Raw genomic sequence first — 25,452 nt, 5'->3', positions numbered from 1 at the left:
CTAAATGCTTTCTTGTTTTTCGAGTAGAGCTTCAAATTCAGCTTGAGGTAAAGGCTTACTAAATAAATAGCCCTGACCATAGTCGCATTTCAGTGCATTGAGTAATTGATATTGTTCTTCAGTTTCGATGCCTTCAGCAACGACATTTAAGTTTAATCCATGGCCCATTGCGATTGCCGCGCCCACCAACTCTAAATCACCAGGGTCAACGGTAATGTCATTAATGAAGCTTTTGTCTACTTTCAATGTGTCAAAAGGATAGCTGCGTAAATAACTTAAGGATGAATAGCCAGTACCAAAATCATCCATAGAAATACTAATACCAATGTCGTTGATGGCAGATAAATTATGATTAATAACTAGGTCACCACTCAGTAAAACCCCTTCGGTGATTTCTAGTTCTACGCTACTGGGTTTAATGTCATATTGGCCTAATAAGGCTTTAAGTAAATCGACAAATTTGTTTTCTCTAAATTGTTTCGGTGACACATTAATGGCAATTTTAAACTGGCGATTAAAGTAAGTTTGCCAGTGATAAGCAGCGGCAAAAGCGGTTTCTAACACAAACTTACCAATAGATAGAATTAGCCCAGTTTGCTCTGCGATAGGGATAAACTCATCGGGTGTAACATGACCAAGCTCTGGGTTATACCATCTTAATAGTGCTTCAGCACCAATGATTTTACGATTGCGAATATCAACAAACGGTTGAAAATAGACCGTAAGCTCACTATTTTTCAGTGCATTACGTAATTGCTCTTCTACTTTGAGTCTGCGGTGCATGTCGTTATTCATTTGGTCGGTGAAAAACGTATAGGTATTTCTACCTTGTTCTTTTGAGTGGTACATGGCCGAGTCAGCCTGCCTAAGCAGTTCTTTTGCGTCTAAGCTATCATTAGGATATAGCGCAATACCTATGCTGATCGTTGAGACTAACTCTCTACTTTCAAGCTGGAAAGGCTGGTAAAACTGTTGGAGTAATTTATTGGCAGCAGTTTCAACATCTTCTTGGTCGTCTATATCGTTAAATAAAATAATAAATTCATCACCACCAAGACGCCCAACTACATCATCGCTTCGGATTGTATTTTGTAAGCGTGCTGCAGCCTGGATTAACAGCTCGTCGCCCACAGAATGTCCCAAGGTATCATTCACTTTTTTAAAATCATCTAAATCTAAAAACAGTACTGCCAATTTATTGTTGCAGCGTTTAGCATCTTTAATCATTTGTGCTAAACGCTCAAGAGACAACAAGCGATTCGGTAAGCCGGTTAAGCTGTCGTAATGTGCTTGATGGAGGATTTTTTCTTCTTGTTGTTTGTATTGCGTTACATCTTGTTTTAACGCTAAATAATGCTTTGTTACTCCAGAATTATCGAAAATAGGTGCGATGTGGGCGTGCTCCCAAAATATGTCGCCATTTTTCTTTCTATTTTGCAGTTCCCCTTGCCAGGCTTTACCGGCAGCAATAGCTTGCCATAATTCGGTATAAAGAGATTTAGGTGTTAAGCCTGACTTGAGAATATTGGTCGATTGGCCAATGACTTCTGCCGCGCTGTAACCTGTGGTGTTTTCAAATGCACTGTTCACATACTCAATTTTACTGTCTGTATCGGTTAATACCATCGAGATAGGGCTTTGCTCAATAGCTTGTGACAGGGTAAGGGCTTGTTCTTCTGCTTTTTTCTGCGCACTTAAATCAATATCGATACAGTACATCTCCATTTCGTTATCGGTATTTTTTATCAGGGTGTGAGATGAATAAACTGGCACACTACTGCCATCAGCGCGCTGAAGTAATAATTCTTCAGCAGGAATAGGGATCCCCTTTTCTACCCATGCATTTACATTGTCGATAACATGTTGGCGATACGGCGCCGGAATAATTAAGTCTTCTAGTTTATTCCCCATGGCTTGTTCTCGGGTGTAGCCATAAAGGTTTTCACTGGCTTTATTCCAAAAAATCACGGACCGATTTTTGTCGTATCCTTGCACTGAAAGAGCGGGGACTCGTTCAAAAATATGTCTAAATTTAGATTCGCTCAGCAGTAGTTTCTTTTCAGCCTCAATACGTTCCGAAATATCTTTAACAAAGCAAAAAAACATGCCGTTATCACCATTCCAATAGCTGACAGTCACTTCTACATGATAAAGGTGACCTTGTTGATGCCTATGTAATGAGGTGTAGTTAAAACGTTTTTTGTGTTTAGCCCTATCAAGATTGCGAGGTGAAAATTGGCGTTTTTCATCGGTCTCAATTTGATTAACGGACATGCTAATTAATGCGCTGGTACTGTAACCTGTCATATTGGCAAAGCTTTGATTAACTTCAATAATATTCCCATCGAGTGACGCCATTACAAAGCCATCTTGGGCGGTACTAATAATGTTGTGGTAAGTCGACTCGCTGCGCTGCAATCGCTCTTCTATATTCCGCTTTTCTGCAACGTCATGACTCACTCCGACAATGCCTAAGATATCGCCATCAACATTAGTAAATGGGGTTTTTTGAGTGCGATAAATGTGTTCAACACCATTAGCTACTACCTTGTCTTCGTAAATTACGGTCGCTCTTTGCACCAATGCGTGAGTATCATCGTCAATAAACTTTCTGGCTTGTTGCGTGCTAAATAAGTCATGGTCGGTGCGACCCTTGATTTCATTTAATGTTAAGGACATTTGGTTAACAAAGGCTTTATTGCAGCCCAAATATTTACCGTCAGTCGATTTATAAAAAATCAGGTCGGGTATGCCATCAATAATATTTTGCAGTAGGTTTTTTTCAGTTTCGAGTAACTGTTGATGACGCAATAATTCTTGAGCGAGCTTTTGGCTATCCATTCGATGCTTAAGTAATAGCCCCAATAGAAATGACATTGCAGTAAATACCGAAAGCAAGGTTGGGCTGATGGTCGAAACAATGTTGTACCTATCATCTATGGGCATTAAAAGTAGGCAACCAATCACCACGAACTCAACGATTAAGCTCATTGTGAGAATATTTTTCCAGTTAAGTTTACTAGTGGATATTGATAACCAATAGTGCCAACCTAGACCGAGCAAGGCGCTGCACACAATAATTAAACTGCCTACGTAAACGCCATCACCACCGAGATAAAGCCTAAAAGACAAGGCAAAGGCCGTTGCAATTAACGTGGGGATAAAACCAAAAAATAAGCCACTTAAGCTAAGTAAAATCCATCGAGCATCAAAAAATACCCCTGGGCGCAGTTCCCAAGGATTACTCATGACACTAATGGCAATGATGCCAATAAAAATACCGCTTAATATTGACTTGTAGCGGGTCGGAGCTATTTTTTGCAATCTAACTGCATCGAAGATAACAACGAGTGCTAGCAGTAAGACCGCGTTATTCAATAAACTAAAAAAACTATCCATTTGTACCCCGCAAGTAAAAGGGAGTGTCATCCATTACGCTTTACATCGCCAATACTTGGGCGGTCAAACAGGGTTATCGTTATCGTATCAATATGTTGCCCTTTATCATCATATTGGCGACATCGCTGTTTGCACACTTAACACTATTTAATCTGAGCTCAGGTTATTTATTTAGTTTAGTCGTAAATTGATTTTTAACATGAAATCAGCCATGAAATTTATCGATATTAAAGCAGTATTCTTTGCCGCTAATCTACACGCTAGCACGCAACATTATAGATGGCTAAACAATGGTGGATATTGTTTTGATTAATGTGAAACAACGCATAGCTATTTTATTTTGGTATTATTTTTTAAGGCGGTTTAAATAATTAATACAGTGAGATAAGCGCAGTACTGGCAATTAACAAGCAACAGCAGTGATAAAAATCTGTAAGAAAATGGCTAACGCTGGGGTCTTTTAAATCAATACAACTTGCTTGGTAGCCAAGCAACACTTTAAAAGGATAACCCCATGAGATTATTATCAACCCAGGCGAGCGCAGTTAAGTCTATCGTCACCCCAGTTATTATCAGCCTTAGTTTGTTATTTGGGTTTCAGGTACAGGCATCAAGTTTAACCGTGCCAGACTCGTTCATTGTCGAAACCGTTAATGGCGAAAATGTTAGTATTGAAAGCACTATCGGCCTTAAGCGCGGCCAACAGTTAGTAGAGATAAATTACCGTGATTTGTTTCAAGACAATGCGGATGATTCTGGTTATTGGGTTCGCTCAAAGCCACTTTATCTCACGTTAAATGTGGCTAAAAACCAACGCTATGAAATCATCACTCCGACAATTTACAGCGCCGAAGATGCCCGTGAGTTTTTAGATAACCCACAAGTTAAATTAACCGTTAATGGTCAGCATCATGATAACGTTGAGTTACTCTCTCAAGCGCAATTGCTCACTCAACTTATGCTTAAGTAGCGTGTATGGTTAACTTCGCAATATGTTTATTTGGCTTTCTCATAGCCATTACTCCAACTCAAAGCCACAAGCATAAAAATAGAAAGGTAGCCTAGGCTACCTTTTTGTTTTTACATCATAAACGTAAATGGTTTAACCAAATACAGTCTGTTGTGAATGGTTACTTACTGTCTGAGCGAATCACCAGTTCAACCCGGCGATTTTGTTTTTGGCCCGCTTCATCAAGGTTATTGGCAATAGGTGAGTACTCGCCAACCCCTTTGGCTTCAACTTGTTGTGCAGCAATAGAGAACTGTTTTATCAAGCGGGTTTTAATTGCTGTAGCACGTTTTTCTGACAAGGTTTGGTTATAAGCTTGCGAACCTTGGTCGTCTGAATGCCCTACCACATAAAAAAGCTGTTTAGGGTGCGTTTGAAGGTATTGAGCGACGACTTCAACAATCGGATAAGCTTCTGGCAGTAATTCATCGCTATCATATTTAAACAATAAACCGTCTAGCGCCACATGGCCGGTTTTGGCTATTTCATCGGTTAAGCCCTGCAAATCAATACCCACACGGTTATTGTTTAACGTGGTTTCTTCAATGATTCGGATTTCAGCTGACAATTGCCCTGAAAACCCAATAACATACACCATGACATAAACATTTCCCTCGGGCCGATCTAACTTATACAAACGATAAAACTGGCTGTCGTCCATACCATTGGACATGAGTAATTTTAAGGCGTCATACATTTCCGTTTTTTTGCCACATTCTTTACCTGTACAAGCATAAACTTCATTAAAACCAAGTTTAGATAACGCGTTTTGGTAGTTAGCATTTATCTCGTATTCGGAATAAGTGCGAGGTAACACGTAGCCAATATCGGTGATTTTACCGTCTAGCATCTTAGTCTCAAATTTCTTGCCGTTTTTATCTATTAATACCGCAACTTGTCCAAAACTATGGCTGGTATATTCATTAATATAAGCACCAGGTATACGAGTTAACATTGGGTGGTCAGCCGAGTTTTTAGTATCTTTATCGCTATTGTCTTTTACCGCTATTTCACTCACAGCTTGTGATAAATAACCTTGATTAGTGGTGACCAAATCTAAGGGTTCATCGATGACTTCAATAATATCGAGTTCTAAATTAGTGTAACGAGCCCAACTAGCCGCATATATCGATACGTAAACTTGTTTTTTAGGTGAAGTGATTTTTGCTGTTAACACTGATGGAGATGTTCGTGAATTTGTTTCTAGCGGGTTAATAAATTGCTGTAACTTATCTTCATCACCACAACTTGCTTGTTCACATTCAAAAATAATCTCAGCATTTAGCGCGTTAAGCTGGCTTTTATAGTTATTGATTAAATGAGCCGGCGTATAAGACGGCGGTAGCTCATAGTTGGTTCTAGTCAGTTTACCTTTCACTTCTTTTGACAGAATGTTTTTGCCATCAATTGCCGTGATCAATTGCACAAGCGTGAAGTGTCTAAGTTCACTTTTTGTGTCTTTTACCTCTTTAGGCTCAGAAAACAATTCTTGTGATGTTGCCGAATAGGCGTTCATTGCAGGCATCATTGCCATAATAACGGCCAATGACATTAGCGCGGGTTTTAACATATCAACTCCCTGTTGTGTGGTATCCAATATTTTGTGAAATAACATTAAGTGGTCATAAGATATTCAAACATCAATAAGGTGTAAATGAATTCGTAATATGATGGTTGTTTTATTATCACTTTTGATGTTTTTGTTATCCCAGATACATCCCTGTGAATGTTTTCAATAGTGAATACTATTTTATTAGGAAAAAGGTAGTGGGTTTATTAGTGAACATTCTGTGGATGGTGATAACATTTGAGTACATTAATAAGGATATTGCTCACTAGTAAGTATATGGCAAAAAAAATAGCGTTAGATGATAGATCTTGGTTTTATAACCTTTACATAAAAGGGATGCGTAACTTTAACGCGCAAAGTGACGTGGGTTTATATGTCGTTAATATAGGTTACCCTCTGTCTTTAGGTGTTTCATTGTTACTGCTTATTTTGATGGTCGGTTTAGCTGTTTTACCTCTTAATTACCCTAATACTGAGCTTGCTCGTGCATTAGTATTAATCAACATTGGATTATTGCCTGTCTACTTAATAGGACGTTATTGGCTGGTTAGGCGACGTTACGGTATTACCGGGACATTACGTTGCTATGTTAGCCAGCAGCGTATTGCCATTCCTGCGAATGCAATAATTAATAAGCCTGTGGGGCAGTTGGAGTTACAACGCGATGACATTGAGCGCATCACGGTAAAATATAAATCACAAATGCATCGTTTACATGTGCGCAATCATATTACCGCGTGTGATATTAAGCTAAAAAGCGGTGAAGTCATTACCCTTAATGCGATGTATTTCCCGCTTAAACACATTGTTTACATGCTGTGTTTTTTCGACTACCCATTAACAACGCTGCACGGCAATTGGTCATGGGCTTTTTTGCCTAATATTATAGCCGTAACATTCCCTGTTTTAGTCAATGCCGTTGTCACAGGCATGCTAGTGAAACACTATTTTTTGTAGTGTATATTCAATTGATTATATACATGATTGATTGTGAGTTTTTAAGCGCTAGTAAAGCAAAAACGTAAATTAAAAGGATGTTTTCATGTACAAATTAATCGCTATTATTTTATTACTATTTATCTCGACAGCGTCAATGGGAGCGACTGAAGATGAGCAAGCTCAATGGATGGAAGCCGCAAAGAAAATTAACTTATCAGAACCGCATTCCTTGTGTAAAAAATCAGTTAATGTCGTAATCAATCAAGATGTAAAGTTATTCAGAACAATATTTGCTGAGATACCAGCAACAGATGAACAAGTAAAAATGCATTTAGCCGACTTACATGATAAATATTATAACAAGTCATATTTGGGTATCGATAATTACCGAATTGATGAAGGACGCGAGTTTGCGTTTAAAGATGCTAAAAACGCTAACAATAATTTAGTTCGTCAATCTGCGCAGATGCGTGGACATGATCTTGAGGTATGGGTGGGATATCGTTTTGATACTGTTTCACCGAAAACCAACAAACCTCGTCAAGCGAGTGGATACTGTAAACTAGCCTATTTAGAAAACCAGTGGAAGGTTGTTACGTTATTGTAGGCCATTATATGGTACCTGCTTATCCTTTTTGTTCATTAACGGCATGTTAATGACGTAATAGAATTATATGGTTAAAAATAGTCGATAGCGAGGCTCTTGATGCATTTAGTTGGCACTGACAATAATCTTAAAAAGTGTAAATTCGATTAAGGAATAGGATGTTTAACAAGTTAACAGGGACGTTATTGATTACCGCGTCATCATTTTCAGTCGTGTCAGCCGTTGAAAAAATAAAGTGGATTTTTATATGCTTTAATCTGATTTATGTGGTGTTGGCGGTAAGTGTCTTTTCTTTTTCGGCTGAATCTGTCGGGCGTTTAATGCTCAGTATATTGTCGATGTTGGTAGCGTTTAGTTATCAATGTCGATGGTGCTTTGATGCCTCACGCAAGGTGTTAACACGGTTCCATGGTTTCAAGTTAGGGAGGAAATCCATTTATTCCCTTCAACAACAAAATGTTGATTACTCAGTAATAAAAAATATTGAGTTAAAAGAAGTGCATAATACTTATAAAGTGATTTTGCATGTTAAAGAGAGTCAACAAACTCAATTTGCTGAACCGATATCGATATCGTTAAAAGTGAAGCAACATAAGTTGCCCGCATTGGTGCAACAATGTCGAAAAGAGTTAATGTCGCAGGGGATTAATGTTGTCGGTCAATTTGATAGCGTTAGTCGTAAAGATTGGCCAACCTTTAGTTCAGTTCCGCTCGACCAAGATACCGTAAAAGCCTTTATTGGGATTAAGCTATTTAACGACCCGATAAAATTACAATACCCCGTCACACTGTTTATGCTGCCTTTACCTCGGCAATACTTTCATCAAGTCTGGGCTTCAAGTTATATTAGTTTTATGGCTGCCCTGTTTATCCTTTATTCCAGCCAAAATATCGTAGCTGCCACCGTGGTTGCACTACTTGGGGTTGTGGTATCTGCTGTAAGGCGAAAGCTCATTTACGATAAGCATTATACACAGGGGATATCGACTCCTAATGAGATTGTTATCAGCGAAAATTCACTTGTTATTCCAAGAGTGTATTTTGAGGACAAGCAAGTTAGACAGATAGAAAAGTCTGCGATTAAATCAATTAATATTGAGTGGAATTGGTATAAAGCTGGCGATGGTGACGGTACCTGGAGGCAATACAGGCGACCTTTTGTATTTAAAGTAAACATTGATGTGAGTCACGGTGAAAGCACTACGTTAGCAGGGCAAACATTTGATAGTAATAAATTTGTTATTGCACTGTCTCAACTCGGCTACAGTGCAACGTTGACGCAAATCCCAAAAATAGCAGCGGTATGGCGTTTTTACATACTCATACCGATGGCTATAGCGCTACTAGGTATGACAGGCTTTGGCTTGTACTCGCTGTATATTCGTTATTTGATTTAACAGCAAAAGCAACGTCATTAACGTTGTCAGAACAGGACAGAGTTAGTGTTATAAACGTGAAATCTCAGGGAAATGGTATAGACAAATATCGAAATATGAATTTTATATCCTAGTGCTTCACTACAATGATGACTCTGGCTTTAAACCCAATATCTATTTTTCAGGCGAAGATTGCATTGAATTTTGGTAAAATACCAATAAATAACGCATTGAAAATTATTGCAATTAACGTTGGGTTCTTAAAAGACGGAAAGTATCACATCAGTGTTAATGACATTGATTTTGATGGTAAAGATAGTTTTATCTACAATGCCACAACCTTTATTGATAGAGATGGATATGCGCTCAGTGATGATCTGGAATCTGCAATGGGTATTAATAACTTAACCCACGATACTGATAAAGATAACATTTGGGATGCGCGAGAGTATTACCTTGGTTATTTCGACTCATTTAATGTTGATTATGACGATGATGGTTTACCCGGCTGGCTAGATAAGGATCAATAAAATCAATTGGTTTCTATATTTATGAATTAATATTTCGTATTGTTGTTAAGGATAACGAATGCAGTATTCTCAATTATCTAAACAGTCTAAATTTATCAATCCGCTAGGGTTGCCAGAGCAATTACGTATTGCCACTAAAGGGCATTATTTTGTTAATGCCTAAAAAATATTAAAGGGATTTATGAGTTATAAAATTTGTAAGCAGAATGATGATTGCATTGTGCTGCAAGATACTGGTGGCATTATCGACTTCGTTTTTGGTATTGGTATGGCCGCCATGGGGGCAGGTATTATTTATTTAGGTTGGTTTGGCTACCAAGATACGGGCGAGATATTCATGCCACTCATTATAGCCCTTGTCGGCAGTTGTTTATTCTTCCCTATGTTTAAGCGTAACCGATTAACTATTGATGCGACCCGTAAAGAGGTGGTGAAAACAAAGTCCTGGTTCGGTATAACCAAAGAAAAAGAGACAGTGACGAATAACAATCTTTCATTACTCGAAATGTCTGGTTTCATTACCGGTGAATTTAACGCTTTTTTTGATCGTCAAGAAATAGTTAGGCATCATTATGCGCTTAAGTTTTATAGCTTCCCTGAATGGCATATCACTATCAGAAATGTTTCAACCATGATCAATGTCGTGATGTTTTTTGAAAAACACTTTGATACCGATTTGGCATTAGTTGTTCAGCATAAAAGGCACAAATTTAGTACCAAAGGGTTATTAAAAGACCATAAGCCGACTGCACTTCCAACAGGTGATTTAGTACATGAATCAGGCTTTCAGCAACTAACTATCGGCGGCATGCCTTTTACATCATTAAGATTTTGGCTGTTTGCGATGAGTACCATAGGCATATCATTTTTTATTTCGATATTTATATTATTCTTTTCTGAATCCGTTTTTACGCCTTATGTATCCTTGCCAGTTCAATATGCTTTATCAGCGTTACTGATTGGTTTTTTTTCTTGGGTATTTTTTTACCGCGCCGCGGGGACAAAACTCAGAATTTATAATGATACTTTGATTGTTAAACATGGTGTGTTTAACGAAAAAACCTATAAACGTTCAGATATCATTGGCGTAGTAAACATTACCAGAAATACGTATTTAGTGACTCGATTAGGTGCCGAATGGTTAGCTTTTAGATTACCAACACAACACAGCTATGCCATTCACAGTTGGTTAATACCATATCTGAAACACTAAACACTAAACACTAAACACTAAACACTAAACACTAAACACTGGATTTATTATAAGCACTTATTTAAAACTCAACTAACAGGATGTTATTGATGAACATTTTTAAAAAAGCCAGCTTGCTGATGGCCATGACTACTGCCATTACCACAATGAGCTTTGCAACATTGGCGAGCAACCAAGGCGCTATTGATGCATTTGAGGCTAAAACTAAACCGATTGCCCAAGATGCAAAAGTGATATCAGAAAAACAATTAGTGTTGATGGATGAGTTTAATCAGCTCGTGGCGTCGGGTAATGCTGCTGCAGTATTTCAAAGCGGTAAGGTGACAGAGTTACAAGCTCTAGGCGAGCAGACGCTGGTGCAAGCTAAGCTGTTTGTCAAAGAGTATGAGCAGTTTTTAGCGCAGTTACCTGAAACCTCGACCTGTTATACACCTGAAAATGTCACTGAATATAATCAGCTTATTAATGAGGTCGCAACTAAAAATCAATCTTTATCTGAGTTAACTAACACGGTCGCGCCGGGTGATGAAATGGCTGCTACGATGGCAGTATTAAACTTACAAATGCATGCAGGGCAGGTGGGTAGTTTGGTGCAAATGTTCCAACTGGTGAAGATGTGCTATGTCACCGAAGCGATGGGATACACCAAGCAAGATGTTGAGCGTATGCAAGCGCAAGAAGAGCTGTAAAGTCTATGTGAGTGATCATTTATTAACGCGCAATTGTAATGCCGCATCAAAAATAAACCCCATTCGCTTTTGCTTATGGGGTTTATTGTTATCTGTGACAACGCCTTAAATTAGACGACACAACTAGAGTTAAAATACCAGTGGATTAACCTGATCATATAAGTGTTGGTATAACGTTTGAGTAAACCCTGTGTTGTTATCAAAGGTGACTGACACATTGTTAGAAGCAGACGTTTGCATTTTTTCATTGAGTTCAACTTTCATAAGCTGTTGGTCAACAAATAAGAAGTAGTCTGGATAGACATATTCCTGTGCGGTGCCTTCGACGATTTCAGCGACTTTAATTAATAACTGATCACTTGGACTTGTGCTTTTTGTCATTTGATAACGTTGTTCAATGTTGCCATCGCTATCAAGCAAAGCAATGGTTTGATCTTCTTCATCAATGATGATGTCGAGCGGGAAATAAAAACCAAATAAAGCTTCGGCTACCATTGTTGTCGAAAGTGTTTCTTCAGTGACAAAGCTTGATAGCGCGTATGTTTCATAATCTTCAACTACTCGGCACATTACATCTTCGGCTTGAGTGATGGTTAGACTGTATAGTGTATCTGGCCAGGTTAATGCGTCTAATTTTAGCATTTCTGGTGATGTATTTAACACTGACAGCCAAAAGTCGCTGGTGTTGGCGTTATTGATTTTATTGATGTCGATAGTAATAGGGACATTCGTTCCTGCATAAACCGTGTTGTAGGTATTACCTGTAATGCTAGGTTCGGTTACAGGGCCATTGTCCTCTGTATACCAGCGTTTGTCTGTTGTGTGCCAACATTCGGTAAGCTCGTCATCGTCTTCATCTATTGGTGCTTCAAATGCTAGGGCTTGACCGGCCAGAGCGGAGATCCAGGTTAACACTTTTGTGTTGTCGGCATTTTGCATAGAAAATGCACTCAGATCAGAAGATAAAGTAAGCGATAAGGTGTTAGTGAAACCTTTATCATTAATGATATTACCTAGCACAACATCCCAATCGTTTTGTGACAAAATACGCGAATCGATAGGTAATTCTGTAAATCCTAATGCGATGGCTGAATCGCTAAAGAGTATATTAATGACTAAGGTAAAGGCGTCATCTGAAAAGAACTCTTCGATAGACAGACCGCTATCACTTAATATTTGCCAAAGCTCTGCATAAGTCGCAGCAAGAATTTTTTCTGCTGCGATTATGTTTGGAATTTGAGTCGTGATGACTTGTTGTAAATAGGCAATGACATAGTCTATGCGGGTAAAACTCGCGGTGGCTGACATTTCAGCAGAAACTGAGTACAGGGTATTTGCATCTAATTGATACAAAATAGCTAATAGCGTGTCTAACTCGGTTGATAGTTGACTAATGTCACTGTCAGACAGGTTTTGATTCATCATTTCTATAATGCGAGACTGTTTAATATGAGTTAGGTTGTTAATCGCGCCATTGTATTGTGGGCTTGCGATTAATGTCCCTTGTCCTGCATCATTAACGATAGCTTTTGGTGCTGCTCGGTTAGTCGGGTTTTTAACCTTAAGTGCTAAAGAGCGGGCCTGGATTGCTTGTGTTGCTGTTGCTGCTTGCCAGTTAGCCACTAAGTAATAGTCTGGCGTTTCAACTTCGCTCTTCCAGTCTATTTGATAGTTACCATCAGCATCGGTAATTGCAAATGGTTCATCGCTATCACAGCTTAAGTTTTTATTTAAATCTGCACATACTGTAGCGCCAGATAATGCGCCCTGGTATACCGCTAAACCACTTATTTGCTGGTCGAATTCTGATACAGGAGGCGTTGTTGGTGTGGTTGGTATGCCTGCATCTGGTTGGCTTACATCTGTGGCTGAGTCATCGTCTGATGAGCCACAACCGATTAAGAGTGCGCTAGAAATTAAAATAGCTAATAAACTTTTATGGTGCATTAATGTGTCCTTACATTAGTGAGGTACTACGCTTTTCTCCAAAGGGTCGTGCAGTACCGTAATACATAGCAATACATCTGCTAACCCACCGTTGCTGGTGGGTTATGTTTATTGCAGAAACATTTCTGGCTTGGTGTTGTTAAAGAGGTAATTAACCTGCTGCGAACGCAAATAACTGGCCGCGATTTTTAATTTTGGTTTTTTTATAAATATTTTGTACGTGCATTTTGACAGTATTAACGGAAATGTTGAGCTCTTTTGCCATTTCTTCGTTAGTGAGTCCATGCAGTATAAGGGACAGAATTTGTTGTTCTTTTTTAGTTGTTACGGCAAGAATTTTAGCGCGGTTACCAGAAGAGGGAACCCGTTTTTTTTGTAAAATATACTTAGATACGGCTTTATCACTAAAGCTAATGTCGCCATCTTGTACTTTATTGATGCTTTGTATTTGATCGACTAGGCTTTCGTCGATGCTCATCGCCGCATGAAATCCAGAAGAGATCAAAATCACTTCGAGCTCAACATTTAGCGTTGGGCAATAGGCAATATGCAAATTACTTTTAAATAGCTCTGCAGATAAATAGCTTATTTCTTGTAGCGGGTGCTCAAGGTAATGAATCAATATCGCGGTGCTATTTTCAATGCTAGCTAGTGTTGACAACTCAGCAGATGCACAGCTAGAACTGCATGAAATAAGGTTGCATTCAATAAGATTGGCAAGGTGTTGAAAAGGCTCTTGCAGATGCAGAGGGAAATCTAAAATAAGCAGGTGTTTAGTGAGCATGTTACTTTCCTTGTTTCAAAATACTGCATCCCTTAGCGGTATTTTTTTAACGTTGCGGTTGCCTGTTATGCATAACGTGGCATCGCTTGGTTATCCTGATTGCGTACTGTTTTATTCAATTTTGCTTTTTGATGCTCCCTCTTATCCTACATAGGCTTTTTACATTATCTGCATGTAAACTTGTGCAGTCTATGGGCTAAGTAAGATAAATTAAAAAAACGGAGCTGTATATTGTGCTCATACTATAACTTATCAAATACAACGTAAGTACATGTTTACACGCTGTATTTGGGGTCGATTTCTTGCTGTTTAAATGAGCAGGTCGATATACTACAACATTATAATCCTGTTGCATACGGTAAAATGGATGTTTTTTATTCAACACCCATTCTTTACGATATACCCTTTGTGTTGTGCGAGTGCTAACGTTTTGGTTTACGTGAATGGCTGGGTTTTCCCTTGTTGGTTGCAGTTTTTTTAGGCTTGCTGCCTCGACCTTGCATAAAATGTTCTGGGCCTTCGATGGTATCGCGCATACTCTTTAGTGGTTTTTTCTTGGCTTTTTGAGGGGCTTTTTTCACTTCAGATGATGAATGCTCAATCAACTTCATTAAGGTGCTGAGCTCTTGCTCGTCTAAATCACGCCATTCACCAATCGGTAATCCTTTAAGCGACACATTCATAATGGATTGACGTTCAAGTTTGGTGACTTCAAAGTTGAAGTATTCACACATACGGCGAATTTGGCGGTTAAGGCCTTGGACTAATACAATTTTAAATGCATAAGGCGACACTTGCTCAACCTTGCACTTTTTGGTCACTACGCCCAATATCGGTACGCCAGTGGACATACCTTTAATAAAGTCATCGGTGATAGGTTTGTTGACGGTAACCACGTATTCTTTGTCGTGATTATTACCAGCACGCAAAATTTTATTAACTAAATCACCATTGTTAGTTAAAAATATCAGTCCTTGCGAATCTTTGTCTAAACGACCAATCGGGAAAATGCGTTCGCTATGGTTAACAAAATCGACGATGTTATCGCGCTCTGAACTTTCGGTCGTGCTCACAATACCGACAGGCTTGTTTAGCGCGATGAACACTAAATCTGCTTCGTCACGTGGCTCAATGTCTTGGCCATTCACTTTCACTTTGTCACCAAACTCAACAGTATCGCCAATTTTGGCGCGTTTACCGTTAATAAATACATTACCTTGTTCAATGAAGCGATCGGCTTCTCTGCGTGAGCATATTCCGCTCTCGCTGATGTATTTATTTAAACGGGTTGCAGATTCACTCATAGCGGTTCCTTTATCAACATAAACGCGCTGCAATGGCAGGCTCGATCGGCGCAGATAATATCATAAAATTTTTGATTATTCTGTAAGGTGAAGTCGTTAAAACTTGATGTGTTTATCATCTTAGTTGCGTTATAAATCAAAGCCCATTTGTGCAGTTGCATCATGATGTTGAGATAATAGGTTGATGTTTGCTAATGGCGTCGCTGAGCCATGAAGCTGCTGTTGCAGTAACTGATATAAATTGACGGCTAATTGCGGTGCATCTTGATTGTCTGGGGTGTGAATAAACACATAAGGTTGCTTGCCTTGGGCTATCCATATCGGCAGTTGTTTAAGCCAGTTTTGAAAGAAGTTTATATTCGCTTCTGCCTGTGGATGACCAATAAAACGCACTACAGGATGTTGAGCCGTGGCGATGGCATGCACTGGTACTTTGGGCTTTTTTTGATGGGCATCAATCACCGCAGCCGTTGTGGGCGGCGCAGCAAATACTGGGCGAGTATCCATAATAATTCGATTGCATTGGTTATCGATTAACAAACGATTTAGGTCGCGCTCGGCATCACCTTTGGCAAAAAAAGCTTGATGGCGAACTTCGACACCATAAGTTAATCCATGAGGCACTTGTGTTAAAAATTGAGCCAAAACCGGTAAGTGTAGCGGACCAAAACTGGCGGGTAATTGAATTTTCCACATACCTGTTACGTCGAGTAATGGTGCCATGACTGAGAAAAACTGTTGTAACGCGGAGCCAGCATTGTGCAGCTTTAATTCGTGTGTAATATGCTTGGGCAGCTTAAAGGTAAAGCGAAAATCCTGGCTGACAGCTGCGCGCCATATTTTTGCTTGTGTAGCTGATGGTGTGGCATAAAACGTAGTGTTGCCTTCTACGGTATTGAAAATCTCAGCGTAGCGGGCTAAGCGCTGGCTTGAGTCGTTATTGCCATACACAGTTTGCAGCCAATGATTTTGCGACCACATTGCTAACCCCAGTCGTATGAATGGGGGATGCGGTTGTTGACCTGATGTAAGGGGGTGCGTATTCAAAATGTTCCTTAGAATAAAAACTGTTTTTGCCTTGCTTATGACAAAAAACGCTTTAAAGGCTTAAAAAACGATATTTAGTTATTTTGTCTATATCTAATCAGTTTGCCCATCTGATAAAATTAGCCTCATTGGCTATGCTATCTGGTTATCATATCAGCCAGAAAACAAAATATGCATTATCTTGGTGTTAAGCGTTAGTTGGAGTGTTTGTGTCTAGTTCTGATCCTGAAAGTCAGTTTGATAATTACCGCCCTAAAGCGTCTACGGCAAAGCCGGTTAAAGTCCGTAAAAGTAAAACCGGTTGGTTACTGATTATCTTTATTTTAGCAACAGCCTATCTGGTTGAGTTTGAAGTAAGAACGTCTTATTACCAATCGTATTTTTTACACCAATACGCCACTAAGTTGACCTATCAGTTACGTGATTATCGTAGCGACGCAGTTATTTACCCTAAATATGGCCCATTTGATGACCGACATGGTTATAGCCAGCTGCCGCAAAAAATTGAGCGCTTAATTGAGCGTAATTACCAAATTACCCAACAGGTGGCGTTTTCGCCGATGTTGATGGATTACACCGAAAAAGGGTTTTTCCCGCCATATCACGAAAAAGCACAATCAGGTTTGTTGATTAAAGACTGCCGCGACATGACAGTGTTTGATTTCTCATACCCTAAACGTGTCTATCAAGACCAAGACAATATTCCGCAGCAAGTCATTAGTACTCTGCTGTTTATTGAAAACCGTGAAATGCTCAGCCCTGAAGCTAATTACAACCCTGTGGTCGATTGGCCTCGTTTTGTGTTAGCCGCTGCCAGCCAAATTGCAGAAATTGCTGGTATCGACATGTCTAAAGCGGGCGGCAGTACATTAGCCACTCAAATTGAAAAGTTTAGGCATTCTAACCATGGTTTGACGTTAAGTATCAAAGACAAGTTACTGCAAATTGGTTCGGCCATTGTGCGGGTGTATCAGCAAGGCGAAAGTACCATTAATGCTCGCCAACGTATTGTACAAGATTACCTTAATACTGTGCCGTTATCATCGGCCCCGGGTTTTGGCGAGGTGCATGGTATCGGTGATGGTTTATGGGCATGGTTTAAAACCGATTTTACTCAAGCAAATCAGCTATTGCTTAGCCGCCATACTCAACAAAACTCAGCACAGCGCGGTAAGGTCTTTAGAGAAATTGTGGCATTAATGATTGCCCAGCGTCGTCCATCATATTACTTATTACAAGGCCATGATGATTTAGAGTCATTGGTTGACAGCTATTTGCGTTTATTAGGCCGCGATGGCCTCATTGAAACCCAGTTAATGGTGTCGGCGTTAGAGCAGACTCTCACCTTTAACACCACTAAGTTGGCAACCACTAACCCCGCCAATAATAAAGGTGTTAACGCAGTCCGCATCCGTACCGCGGGCATGTTAGACCTTAACCTATTTGACTTAGATCGTTACGATTTAACGATTAACAGTACTTATCATGGTGATTTACAACAAAAAGTGAGTGATTACTTACGCAGCTTGGCACAAGTCAGCTCAGCTGAACGCGTTGGCTTATTGGGAGAACGTTTATTGTCTGCGCAGCAGCTTGATAAAGTGCTTTACAGCTTTACCTTGTATGAGAGCACTGACAGCGCTAACCGCGTGCGTATTCAAACCGACAGTATTGATCAGCCTTTTGATATTAACGAAGGCAGTAAACTCGAGCTAGGCTCTACCGCAAAACTGCGCGTATTAGCGACCTATCTGGACATTATTGCTGAGCTGCAACAGCGTTTTTCTGCCATGACAGTAGCAGATTTACGCCAGGTCGATGTTGAGCGAAAAGATCATATTACCCGCTGGGTAGTGGATTATTTGATTACTACTCGTGATCGTAATTTAACCCGTATGCTTGACGCAGCCCTGCAACGAGAATATTCGGCTTCACCAGAAGAGCGATTCTTCACAGGTGGTGGTTTACATGTGTTTAATAACTTTAACAAGAAAGAAAACAGTCGCGTACCTACCTTATATCAAGCGCTGCAAGAGTCTATTAACTTACCGTTTGTTCGCTTAATGCGCGACATTGTCAGCTACAGCAGTAGTTACAATAGCGAAGGCAGTGTGTCGCAATTATTGCGTAATGACAAAGACCCACGTCGAGAGGAATACCTTAAAGCCTTTGCTAAGCGTGAAGGGAGCTCGTTTGTAAAACGTTTTTATCGTAAATACCGCCAGCTTGCCCCAGAGCAACGTTTAGACGTGTTGTTTGATGGTATTGCACAACAAGAACACAAGTTAACGGCGGCGTATCGTTATTTAAAACCATATGACGGTGCCCGCGAACTCAAGACTTTTTTAAGCGCGCGTTTACCGACCAAAAGCTTTACCGATAAACAAATTAATTTGCTCTATAACAAGTATGGCGAAGAAAAATTTACCTTAGCTGACCAAGGTTATATTGCTCGAGTGCACCCGTTAGAATTATGGGTATTACGTTATTTAAATGATTACCCAGAAACGGGCTTAACTCAGGTATTAGAAGACGCACAGCCACAGTTGCAAGAAGTGTATCGTTGGTTATTTAGAACTCGCCATCAAAATGCTCGCGATGTGCGCATTCAGGTAATGCTAGAGGTTGAAGCGTTTTTAAGTATTCACCAACGTTGGGTGCGAATGGGCTATCCGTTTGAGTATATGGTGCCGTCGCTAGGCTCTGCGTTAGGCAGCTCGGGCGATAGGCCTGCAGCGCTAGCTGATTTAATGGGGATTATTCAAAATGACGGTTATCGTTTTCCAACAGTGCGTATTGATGAGCTACAATTTGCGAAAGACACCCCATATGAAGTGACGCTCGCTAACAATAAGCAAATGGTCACTCGAGTGATGCATCAAGAAGTGGCTAGAGCGCTTAAGCGCGCACTTGCTAATGTGGTGCAAAACGGCACCGCCAGACGACTTAATGGCAGCTTATTAGATGTAAATGGTCAGGCGATTATTATGGGCGGTAAAACCGGTACTGGTGACAACCGTATCGCAACCGAAATCCGTAATGGGCGTAAGGTGTCATCAACTGCAATTAACCGCACTGCAACGTTTGTCTTTTATTTAGGAGACCGCCACTTTGGTACGTTAACGGCATTTGTGCCGGGTGAAAAAGCAGATGATTTTAGTTTTACCTCAGCACTGCCATTACAAGTATTAAAAGGCATGATGCCGATTCTGTCGCCAATGATTAATCAAACAGAGCAGTGTCAAGCAGGTCTGTGATTGAGACCATAAATTGAGTCTCTCGATTAAATGGTTGGCCAAAGCTGTAGATTGACATAGTCAGTAAAAAAGCCCATAGGTTACTCTATGGGCTTTACTTATTCTGGCTCAGGCTAGTAAATTATTGATATAGGCTGAGCATCACCACCACATGACATACAGCAACGACACTGGTGAGTATTGTGCGCAGAGTAATATAGCTGGTAGTCGCAGATAATTGTTTGGCCTTAAATTCGATATACAGCAAATACACGTAACCACTGACTAATAAGATTAATGCCGACAATTCAAACGGCGTTAATAATGCAATCCAACAACCTAGCGCAATAACATTACTGATAATCAATAATTTAGCGATACTGTCATCGAGATTCAGTACTACAGCTTTGCCCCACAAAGCCCCCGCCATAAAACTTAAAATAATTGCACTGTAACTAATAAAACCTAGTAAGGTATGCTCAGGCGATAAGACACTATGGTTAAACGCCAACAGACTCAGTGTGATAAACGGAATTAAGCCTGCAAAACCTAACCATTGCCAAGTGCTGATATTTTTCATGGTATCTCCTTTGCTATAAATAACGCTGTTAACTCCAATATAAATGATCTTAGTTGTACAACCTATAGGTGAATGAAGCCCAATGAATATTTATCTTAAAGACGTTAGCGAACAAGATTTAAGCTTATTATTTGAGTTTCAAAATGATCCTATCGCCAACAATATGGCAGATTTTCCTGCACGTGAACGAGAGGCGTTTTATCAGCATTGGCAGCAGAATATTTTTGCTAATGATCAAGGGATCGCAATCGGTATTTGGCATAACAACTTGTTGGTTGGCCATTTGGTATCGTGGGTCAATCTTGAACTGGCGACACCCGATGAGCCTGAAGTGCGTTTAATTGGTTATTGGATTGGGCGTAAATATTGGGGGCAGGGAATTGCGACTCAGGCCTTAAAACTTTTTTTACAACAATACATAACCAGCCCGGTTTACGCCTACATTGATGCACAAAACCAAGGATCATTAAAGGTAGCCCAGGCCAATGGGTTTGTGGATGTTACGCCGCAATACCCATCGCTGTTTACTAAAGATAATTTATTAATATTTAAGCGAGATAGCCTTAAAAGTTAATGGCCGCCACCGCCACATCCGCCACAGCAACTGCCGCCATTGCCATCTTTTTTCTGTGGTGTTTCTGTTTTAGGAGCGGTATCAGTTTGCTCTGTTTTAGGTGCAACATAGCTAACAGGTTCAGTTTGTTTGGCAGGCTTAAAAATACCGCTAATTGAAAAACTCATGATGCTACCTCGTGGTGTGATCTCGTGGTTTAAATTAAAACACATATTTTTTATGCACGTTTAAATTGTATAAGCACCATCTTTATAGTCAAGTACTATCTGTTGCATTTTGTTTAGCGTGTATCGAGATGTGTTGAACGTCACAATTAGCGCCAGCAGAATGTCATAACTAGTCTTTGTTTTGACGCGAATGAGCATGATAAACTGTGCATCCACCTGTTTGGAGTTGTTATGTCTTTTGCTCAATTATCGCTACACCCTACGTTAATGGCCCGTTTAGCTGAGCTTAATTATCAGCAAGCCACTCCTATTCAATTAAACGCTATTCCGGTGATATTAAGCGGTAAAGATGTGATGGCAGGAGCTCAAACGGGAACCGGTAAAACTGCGGCATTTGCACTACCCATTTTACAGTCAATTTTGAGTCAGCAAGTGCTTAGTCCCAATCAAATAACTAAGGTAATTCGCGCACTTGTATTAGTGCCTACACGCGAGTTAGCGCAACAAGTTCACCATAGTATTGAGCAATATGCCCACGGCAGCGAAATTACCAGCGTAATGGTTTACGGCGGCGTGAGTATTGGTGCGCAAATTCGCCAGCTCAACAATGGCACCGACATTTTGGTAGCAACCCCAGGGCGATTATTAGATTTACTGCGTAAGCGAGCGTTGTCTTTGTCGTACTTAACACATCTCGTGTTTGATGAAGCAGATCGTATGCTTGATATGGGTTTTAAAGATGAGATTATCGAAGTACTAAAGCAAGTACCTAAAACACGGCAGACCCTATTGTTTTCAGCCACCTTAGATGACCGTATTTTTAGCTTTAGTAAACGTTTGTTGCAGTCGCCTAAAGTAATAGAAGTCGCTAAACGTAACACTACAGCTGCCAATATTGTTGAACGTGTTTATAACCTCGACAGCAACCGAAAATGTGCGGCATTGTGCCATTTAATCAAGGTTGAGAAATGGCAGCAAAGCTTGATTTTTAGCCGTACCAAACAAGGTGCTGATGCCTTAGTGAAACAAATGAAACTCGCAGGCGTTAGCGCAGAAGCGTTTCATGCAGATTTATCGCAAGCAGTGCGTGAGCAAGTGTTAAATCAATTTAAGACTGGCGAACTAACGGCATTAGTGGCTACCGACGTTGCAGCCAGAGGGTTAGATATTAACGAGCTTAATTATGTGGTTAATATGGAATTACCGTTTCAGGTTGAAGATTATGTCCACCGGATTGGCCGCACTGGCCGTGCGGGCAATCAGGGCCAAGCGGTTACGTTACTCAGTGTCGACGATGAACCGTTATTGGTTAAGTTAGAAACCTATTTAGACCGCCGACTTCCACAGCAATGGTTGACAGGTTTTGAGCCTGACTTAGAGCAAATGATTGTCACCACACGTAAAACCACCAAGAGTGCTCTAAAACAGCAAGCCCGCAAAAAAGCATTAGGTCAACGCCCATCACGCAATAAAAAATAAACGTCTTTGCGCGACGATCTTATAAACGTAGCGCATTAGCCGCTTATTATTTCTGTCTTTAAATTGCCATATTATCGTCATACTTTTTGAACCTTGTTGTCACATTTGTTGCTTATCTTAACTGTCGAATAATCATACCTACATTTGAATAGTTATTTTGTGAGCATACTTAAGGACAATATATGAGCAAGGCGACGTTTAACCCAACTCGTTTTAATAACAGTAATAACACTCCTTTTAATGAAGTGATGGACAAACACCTGTCACGTCGTAACTTTGTTAAGCGTGGTTTAGGGCTGAGTGCAATGACCGCATTTGGTGGTTTTGGCTTAAGTGCTTGTGGTTCTGATAACAACGACAGCAGCACGCCTGCAACCCCAACGACACCTACAACGCCTACAGCTCCAACACAAAGCTCTGCAGTATTAGGCTTTGAGTCGATTCCGGGCTCGTTAACCGACGCAGTGGCCGTTCCTGCTGGCTATTCTGCTTATGTTTTAGCACCTTGGGGTACGCCGCTAAATTCAAAAGCCGCAGCATGGAAAGATGACGGTAGTAATACAGCAGATGATCAAGCTAACTCTGTGGGTATGCATCATGATGGCATGCATTTCTTCCCACTTAATGATGCCGGTGATGACGGCTTATTGTGCATTAACCACGAATATATTGACGAAGATGCCTTACACCCAACAGGTCCAACTTATGACACAGACGGTAAACGCAGTGTTATTGACGAGGTGCGCAAAGAAATCAACGCGCATGGCGTTTCAGTAGTGCGTATCAAGCTTGTGTCTGGCATGTGGCAAGTGGTTGAAAACGACAGCTACAACCGCCGCTTTACCGGTGCAAGTGTGATGGATATTGCCGGTCCACTAGCCTATAGCTCATACCTTGAAACACGCTACTCGCCAGACGGCAGTCAGGCGCGCGGCACGTTAAACAACTGCGGTAATGGTTACACGCCTTGGGGCACGTATTTAACTTGTGAAGAAAACTGGCCAGAATACTTTGTTAATAAAGGCGAGAAAACAGAATCACAATCACGGATTGGTATTCCAAGCACTGATACGCGTTATGGTTGGAACCATTTAGCGGGTAATGACGATGAACGTTTAGACGAGTTTGCTCGTTTTGATATGACACCAACAGGTTCAAGTGCAGCAAACGATTATCGTAACGAGTCAAACGGCCATGGTTATATTGTTGAAATCGACCCATACAACCCTAACTCGCGTGCGGTTAAACGTACTGCGTTAGGTCGTTTCCGTCACGAAGGTTGTGTATTTGGTAAACTGGAAGAAGGCAAGCCGCTGACTTTTTATTCTGGTCACGATTCTCGTTTTGAATACCTTTATAAGTTTGTGTCTGATGCAGTATGGGACGCCGCAGATGCTAACAGCAGTAACCGCTTAAGCATGGGCGACAAATACATGAATGCTGGCACATTGTATGTGGCAAAATTCAGCGAAGATGGAGTAGGCGAGTGGTTACCGTTAACTCTTGACGGCATGACAACTGACGGCGGCACGCTAGCAGATAGCTTTAGCTCATTAGAAGAGATTATTTTAAATACCGCTGGTGCAGCTGATTTAGTGGGCGCAACCCCAATGGACCGTCCAGAATGGGCAGCGGTTGACCCATTTACGGGCAGTGTTTACCTCACACTCACCAACAATAGTCGACGCACTGAGAGCACTAACCCTGCTAACCCACGTTTAAATAATAACTTTGGTCATATTATCCGTTGGGATGAAGGTGAAGCTGCAACTGATTTTAGCTGGGATATCTTTGTTTTTGGTTCACCAGATGATGGTGATGCAGAGACTAACTTATCTGGCTTAACTGACCTTAACCAGTTTGCCAGCCCAGACGGATTAGCTTTTGATACCCGTGGTATTTTGTGGGTGCAAACCGATAATGGCGCCTCTGAAGTGGGTGAAGAAACCAACGACCAAATGCTTGCTATTGTGCCATCGACTATGCTTGATGCCGATGGAAATCAACAAGTGGTTAGCGCCGACAATCAAACACAACTTAAACGTTTCTTTGTTGGGCCAAACGGTTGCGAAGTCACAGGGTTTGCTATTACCCCTGATTACACAACGGTATTTGCTAATATTCAGCATCCAGGTAACTGGCCATATTCTGATAAAGCAGATGAAGAAACGCCAGCTGGCATAACAGTGCGTCCACGTGCTGCGACAGTGATGATCCGTAAAGATGACGGCGGTGCAGTGGGTGTTTAGTAGGCTGTAGGTGACTCAGAGCCAACTGCAAGATAACTCATGAGTTACCTTAAGCTGTAACCACTTTTCATGCTGATTAAAACCCTGATAGACTCGTGCTATCAGGGTTTTATTATTTATCAGCGTATTATTAAAAACAGGAGCGTTATGCTAAAAGGCATCCACCATGTGGCCATCATTTGTGGCGATTATCCCCGCTCAAAAGCGTTTTATACTCAGGTATTAGGCCTTAAGATTATTGCCGAAAATTATCGCCAAGCGCGCGATTCCTACAAACTGGATTTAGCCTTACCCGACGGCAGTCAAATTGAACTGTTTTCATTTAACGCTGCCCCGTCAAGGCCGAGCTTTCCCGAAGCACAAGGATTACGCCATTTAGCGTTCAAAGTCGACGATATCAAGCAGGTAGTACAACATTTACAACAGCATGGTGTAGAGGTTGAGCCTATTCGAGTCGATGAGTATACCAACAAGCAATACACCTTTTTTAGTGATCCTGATGGCTTGCCATTAGAGTTATATCAAACAGCTTAATAAGCCTTTTTTATCCGCAGTTAACGCTCAACCTCTCTAATCTTGCACTGCCTATATGGGTAGTGACATGCGCTTTGTTGTGTCAACGCCATCTTTAACTTGTTAGTGGTTGTCATCTATTGCAGCACAAATACCAGAAATTAATTACAATCTTTACATAAATGATAATGATTTGTATTTGCGATCTTTGTTGTGTTTATGTAGAGTACGTCACATAAA

The 25,452-nt window shown here is 40.6% G+C and carries 20 protein-coding genes; 12 read left to right on the top strand and 8 right to left on the bottom strand.

Annotation, left to right across the window (positions count from 1 at the left end; translation table 11 throughout):
* Nucleotides 1-3,399, bottom strand: coding sequence for an EAL domain-containing protein (locus IEY40_RS13770; RefSeq protein ID WP_188957142.1), 3,399 nt, complete (start codon nt 3,397-3,399; stop codon nt 1-3).
* A 514-nt stretch (nt 3,400-3,913) separates the two neighbouring features.
* On the opposite strand from IEY40_RS13770, the gene IEY40_RS13765 reads away from it, so the two are divergent.
* Nucleotides 3,914-4,369, top strand: coding sequence for a DUF2057 family protein (locus IEY40_RS13765; protein ID WP_188957140.1), 456 nt, complete (start codon nt 3,914-3,916; stop codon nt 4,367-4,369).
* A 160-nt stretch (nt 4,370-4,529) separates the two neighbouring features.
* On the opposite strand, the gene IEY40_RS13760 is transcribed toward IEY40_RS13765, so the two are convergent.
* Nucleotides 4,530-5,978 (bottom strand): OmpA family protein, encoded by a 1,449-nt coding sequence (locus tag IEY40_RS13760; protein ID WP_188957138.1) that lies wholly within the window; start codon nt 5,976-5,978, stop codon nt 4,530-4,532.
* A 276-nt stretch (nt 5,979-6,254) separates the two neighbouring features.
* Here IEY40_RS13760 and IEY40_RS13755 point away from each other — a divergent pair, with 276 nt between their 5' ends.
* From IEY40_RS13755 to IEY40_RS13730, 6 genes are all read left to right on the top strand, one after another.
* A complete protein-coding gene (locus IEY40_RS13755) occupies nt 6,255-6,935 on the top strand; it encodes a hypothetical protein (RefSeq protein WP_188957136.1) in 681 nt (226 codons plus the stop codon).
* An 85-nt stretch (nt 6,936-7,020) separates the two neighbouring features.
* Nucleotides 7,021-7,524 carry a hypothetical protein gene (locus IEY40_RS13750; protein ID WP_188957134.1) on the top strand — a complete coding sequence of 168 codons (504 nt, stop codon included), beginning with the start codon at nt 7,021-7,023 and terminating at the stop codon, nt 7,522-7,524.
* A gap of 158 nt (nt 7,525-7,682) precedes the next feature.
* Entirely contained in the window at nt 7,683-8,921 is a 1,239-nt protein-coding gene (locus IEY40_RS13745) for a hypothetical protein (RefSeq protein WP_188957133.1), read from the top strand.
* Between the two features lie 125 nt (nt 8,922-9,046).
* Nucleotides 9,047-9,430 carry a hypothetical protein gene (locus IEY40_RS13740; protein WP_188957131.1) on the top strand — a complete coding sequence of 128 codons (384 nt, stop codon included), beginning with the start codon at nt 9,047-9,049 and terminating at the stop codon, nt 9,428-9,430.
* Nucleotides 9,431-9,611: 181 nt separating this feature from the next.
* Entirely contained in the window at nt 9,612-10,643 is a 1,032-nt protein-coding gene (locus IEY40_RS13735; RefSeq protein WP_188957129.1) for a hypothetical protein, read from the top strand.
* An 89-nt stretch (nt 10,644-10,732) separates the two neighbouring features.
* Nucleotides 10,733-11,332 carry a hypothetical protein gene (locus IEY40_RS13730; protein ID WP_188957127.1) on the top strand — a complete coding sequence of 200 codons (600 nt, stop codon included), beginning with the start codon at nt 10,733-10,735 and terminating at the stop codon, nt 11,330-11,332.
* A gap of 129 nt (nt 11,333-11,461) precedes the next feature.
* On the opposite strand, the gene IEY40_RS13725 is transcribed toward IEY40_RS13730, so the two are convergent.
* The 4 genes from IEY40_RS13725 to IEY40_RS13710 all read right to left on the bottom strand — a co-directional run bounded on the left by IEY40_RS13725 (nt 11,462) and on the right by IEY40_RS13710 (nt 16,366).
* The gene (locus IEY40_RS13725) at nt 11,462-13,279 is read right to left on the bottom strand and encodes a hypothetical protein (RefSeq protein WP_188957126.1); all 1,818 of its coding nucleotides are present in this window, start codon (nt 13,277-13,279) and stop codon (nt 11,462-11,464) included.
* 151 nt (nt 13,280-13,430) lie between these two features.
* Nucleotides 13,431-14,063 (bottom strand): response regulator transcription factor, encoded by a 633-nt coding sequence (locus IEY40_RS13720; protein WP_188957124.1) that lies wholly within the window; start codon nt 14,061-14,063, stop codon nt 13,431-13,433.
* Nucleotides 14,064-14,485: 422 nt separating this feature from the next.
* The gene (gene rluF, locus IEY40_RS13715; RefSeq protein ID WP_188957122.1) at nt 14,486-15,367 is read right to left on the bottom strand and encodes a 23S rRNA pseudouridine(2604) synthase RluF; all 882 of its coding nucleotides are present in this window, start codon (nt 15,365-15,367) and stop codon (nt 14,486-14,488) included.
* 129 nt (nt 15,368-15,496) lie between these two features.
* Complete coding sequence (locus tag IEY40_RS13710; protein ID WP_487250658.1) at nt 15,497-16,366, bottom strand: DUF72 domain-containing protein; 870 nt, start codon at nt 16,364-16,366, stop codon at nt 15,497-15,499.
* Nucleotides 16,367-16,623: 257 nt separating this feature from the next.
* Here IEY40_RS13710 and IEY40_RS13705 point away from each other — a divergent pair, with 257 nt between their 5' ends.
* Complete coding sequence (locus IEY40_RS13705) at nt 16,624-19,671, top strand: transglycosylase domain-containing protein (RefSeq protein WP_188957119.1); 3,048 nt, start codon at nt 16,624-16,626, stop codon at nt 19,669-19,671.
* Nucleotides 19,672-19,792: 121 nt separating this feature from the next.
* Here IEY40_RS13705 and IEY40_RS13700 read toward each other — a convergent pair whose 3' ends face one another.
* Complete coding sequence (locus IEY40_RS13700; RefSeq protein ID WP_188957117.1) at nt 19,793-20,230, bottom strand: DUF3429 domain-containing protein; 438 nt, start codon at nt 20,228-20,230, stop codon at nt 19,793-19,795.
* Between the two features lie 82 nt (nt 20,231-20,312).
* Between IEY40_RS13700 and IEY40_RS13695 the strand changes: the two genes are divergently transcribed.
* Nucleotides 20,313-20,804, top strand: coding sequence for a GNAT family N-acetyltransferase (locus tag IEY40_RS13695; protein WP_188957116.1), 492 nt, complete (start codon nt 20,313-20,315; stop codon nt 20,802-20,804).
* On the opposite strand, the gene IEY40_RS13690 is transcribed toward IEY40_RS13695, so the two are convergent.
* On the bottom strand, nt 20,801-20,971 hold the full coding sequence (locus IEY40_RS13690; protein WP_188957115.1) for a hypothetical protein: 171 nt from the start codon (nt 20,969-20,971) through the stop codon (nt 20,801-20,803). The two genes, IEY40_RS13695 and IEY40_RS13690, sit on opposite strands and share 4 nt — an antisense overlap.
* A gap of 231 nt (nt 20,972-21,202) precedes the next feature.
* On the opposite strand from IEY40_RS13690, the gene IEY40_RS13685 reads away from it, so the two are divergent.
* From IEY40_RS13685 to gloA2, 3 genes are all read left to right on the top strand, one after another.
* Nucleotides 21,203-22,450, top strand: coding sequence for a DEAD/DEAH box helicase (locus IEY40_RS13685; RefSeq protein ID WP_188957114.1), 1,248 nt, complete (start codon nt 21,203-21,205; stop codon nt 22,448-22,450).
* Between the two features lie 182 nt (nt 22,451-22,632).
* Nucleotides 22,633-24,699, top strand: coding sequence for a PhoX family protein (locus tag IEY40_RS13680; protein WP_188957113.1), 2,067 nt, complete (start codon nt 22,633-22,635; stop codon nt 24,697-24,699).
* A 147-nt stretch (nt 24,700-24,846) separates the two neighbouring features.
* Nucleotides 24,847-25,233, top strand: coding sequence for an SMU1112c/YaeR family gloxylase I-like metalloprotein (gloA2, locus tag IEY40_RS13675; RefSeq protein WP_188957111.1), 387 nt, complete (start codon nt 24,847-24,849; stop codon nt 25,231-25,233).
* Nucleotides 25,234-25,452 lie beyond the last annotated feature (219 nt).

Source organism: Shewanella ulleungensis (assembly GCF_014648315.1).
Classification (GTDB): Bacteria; Pseudomonadota; Gammaproteobacteria; order Enterobacterales; family Shewanellaceae; genus Shewanella; species Shewanella ulleungensis.
This window is presented reverse-complemented; position numbering and strand designations above follow the sequence as displayed.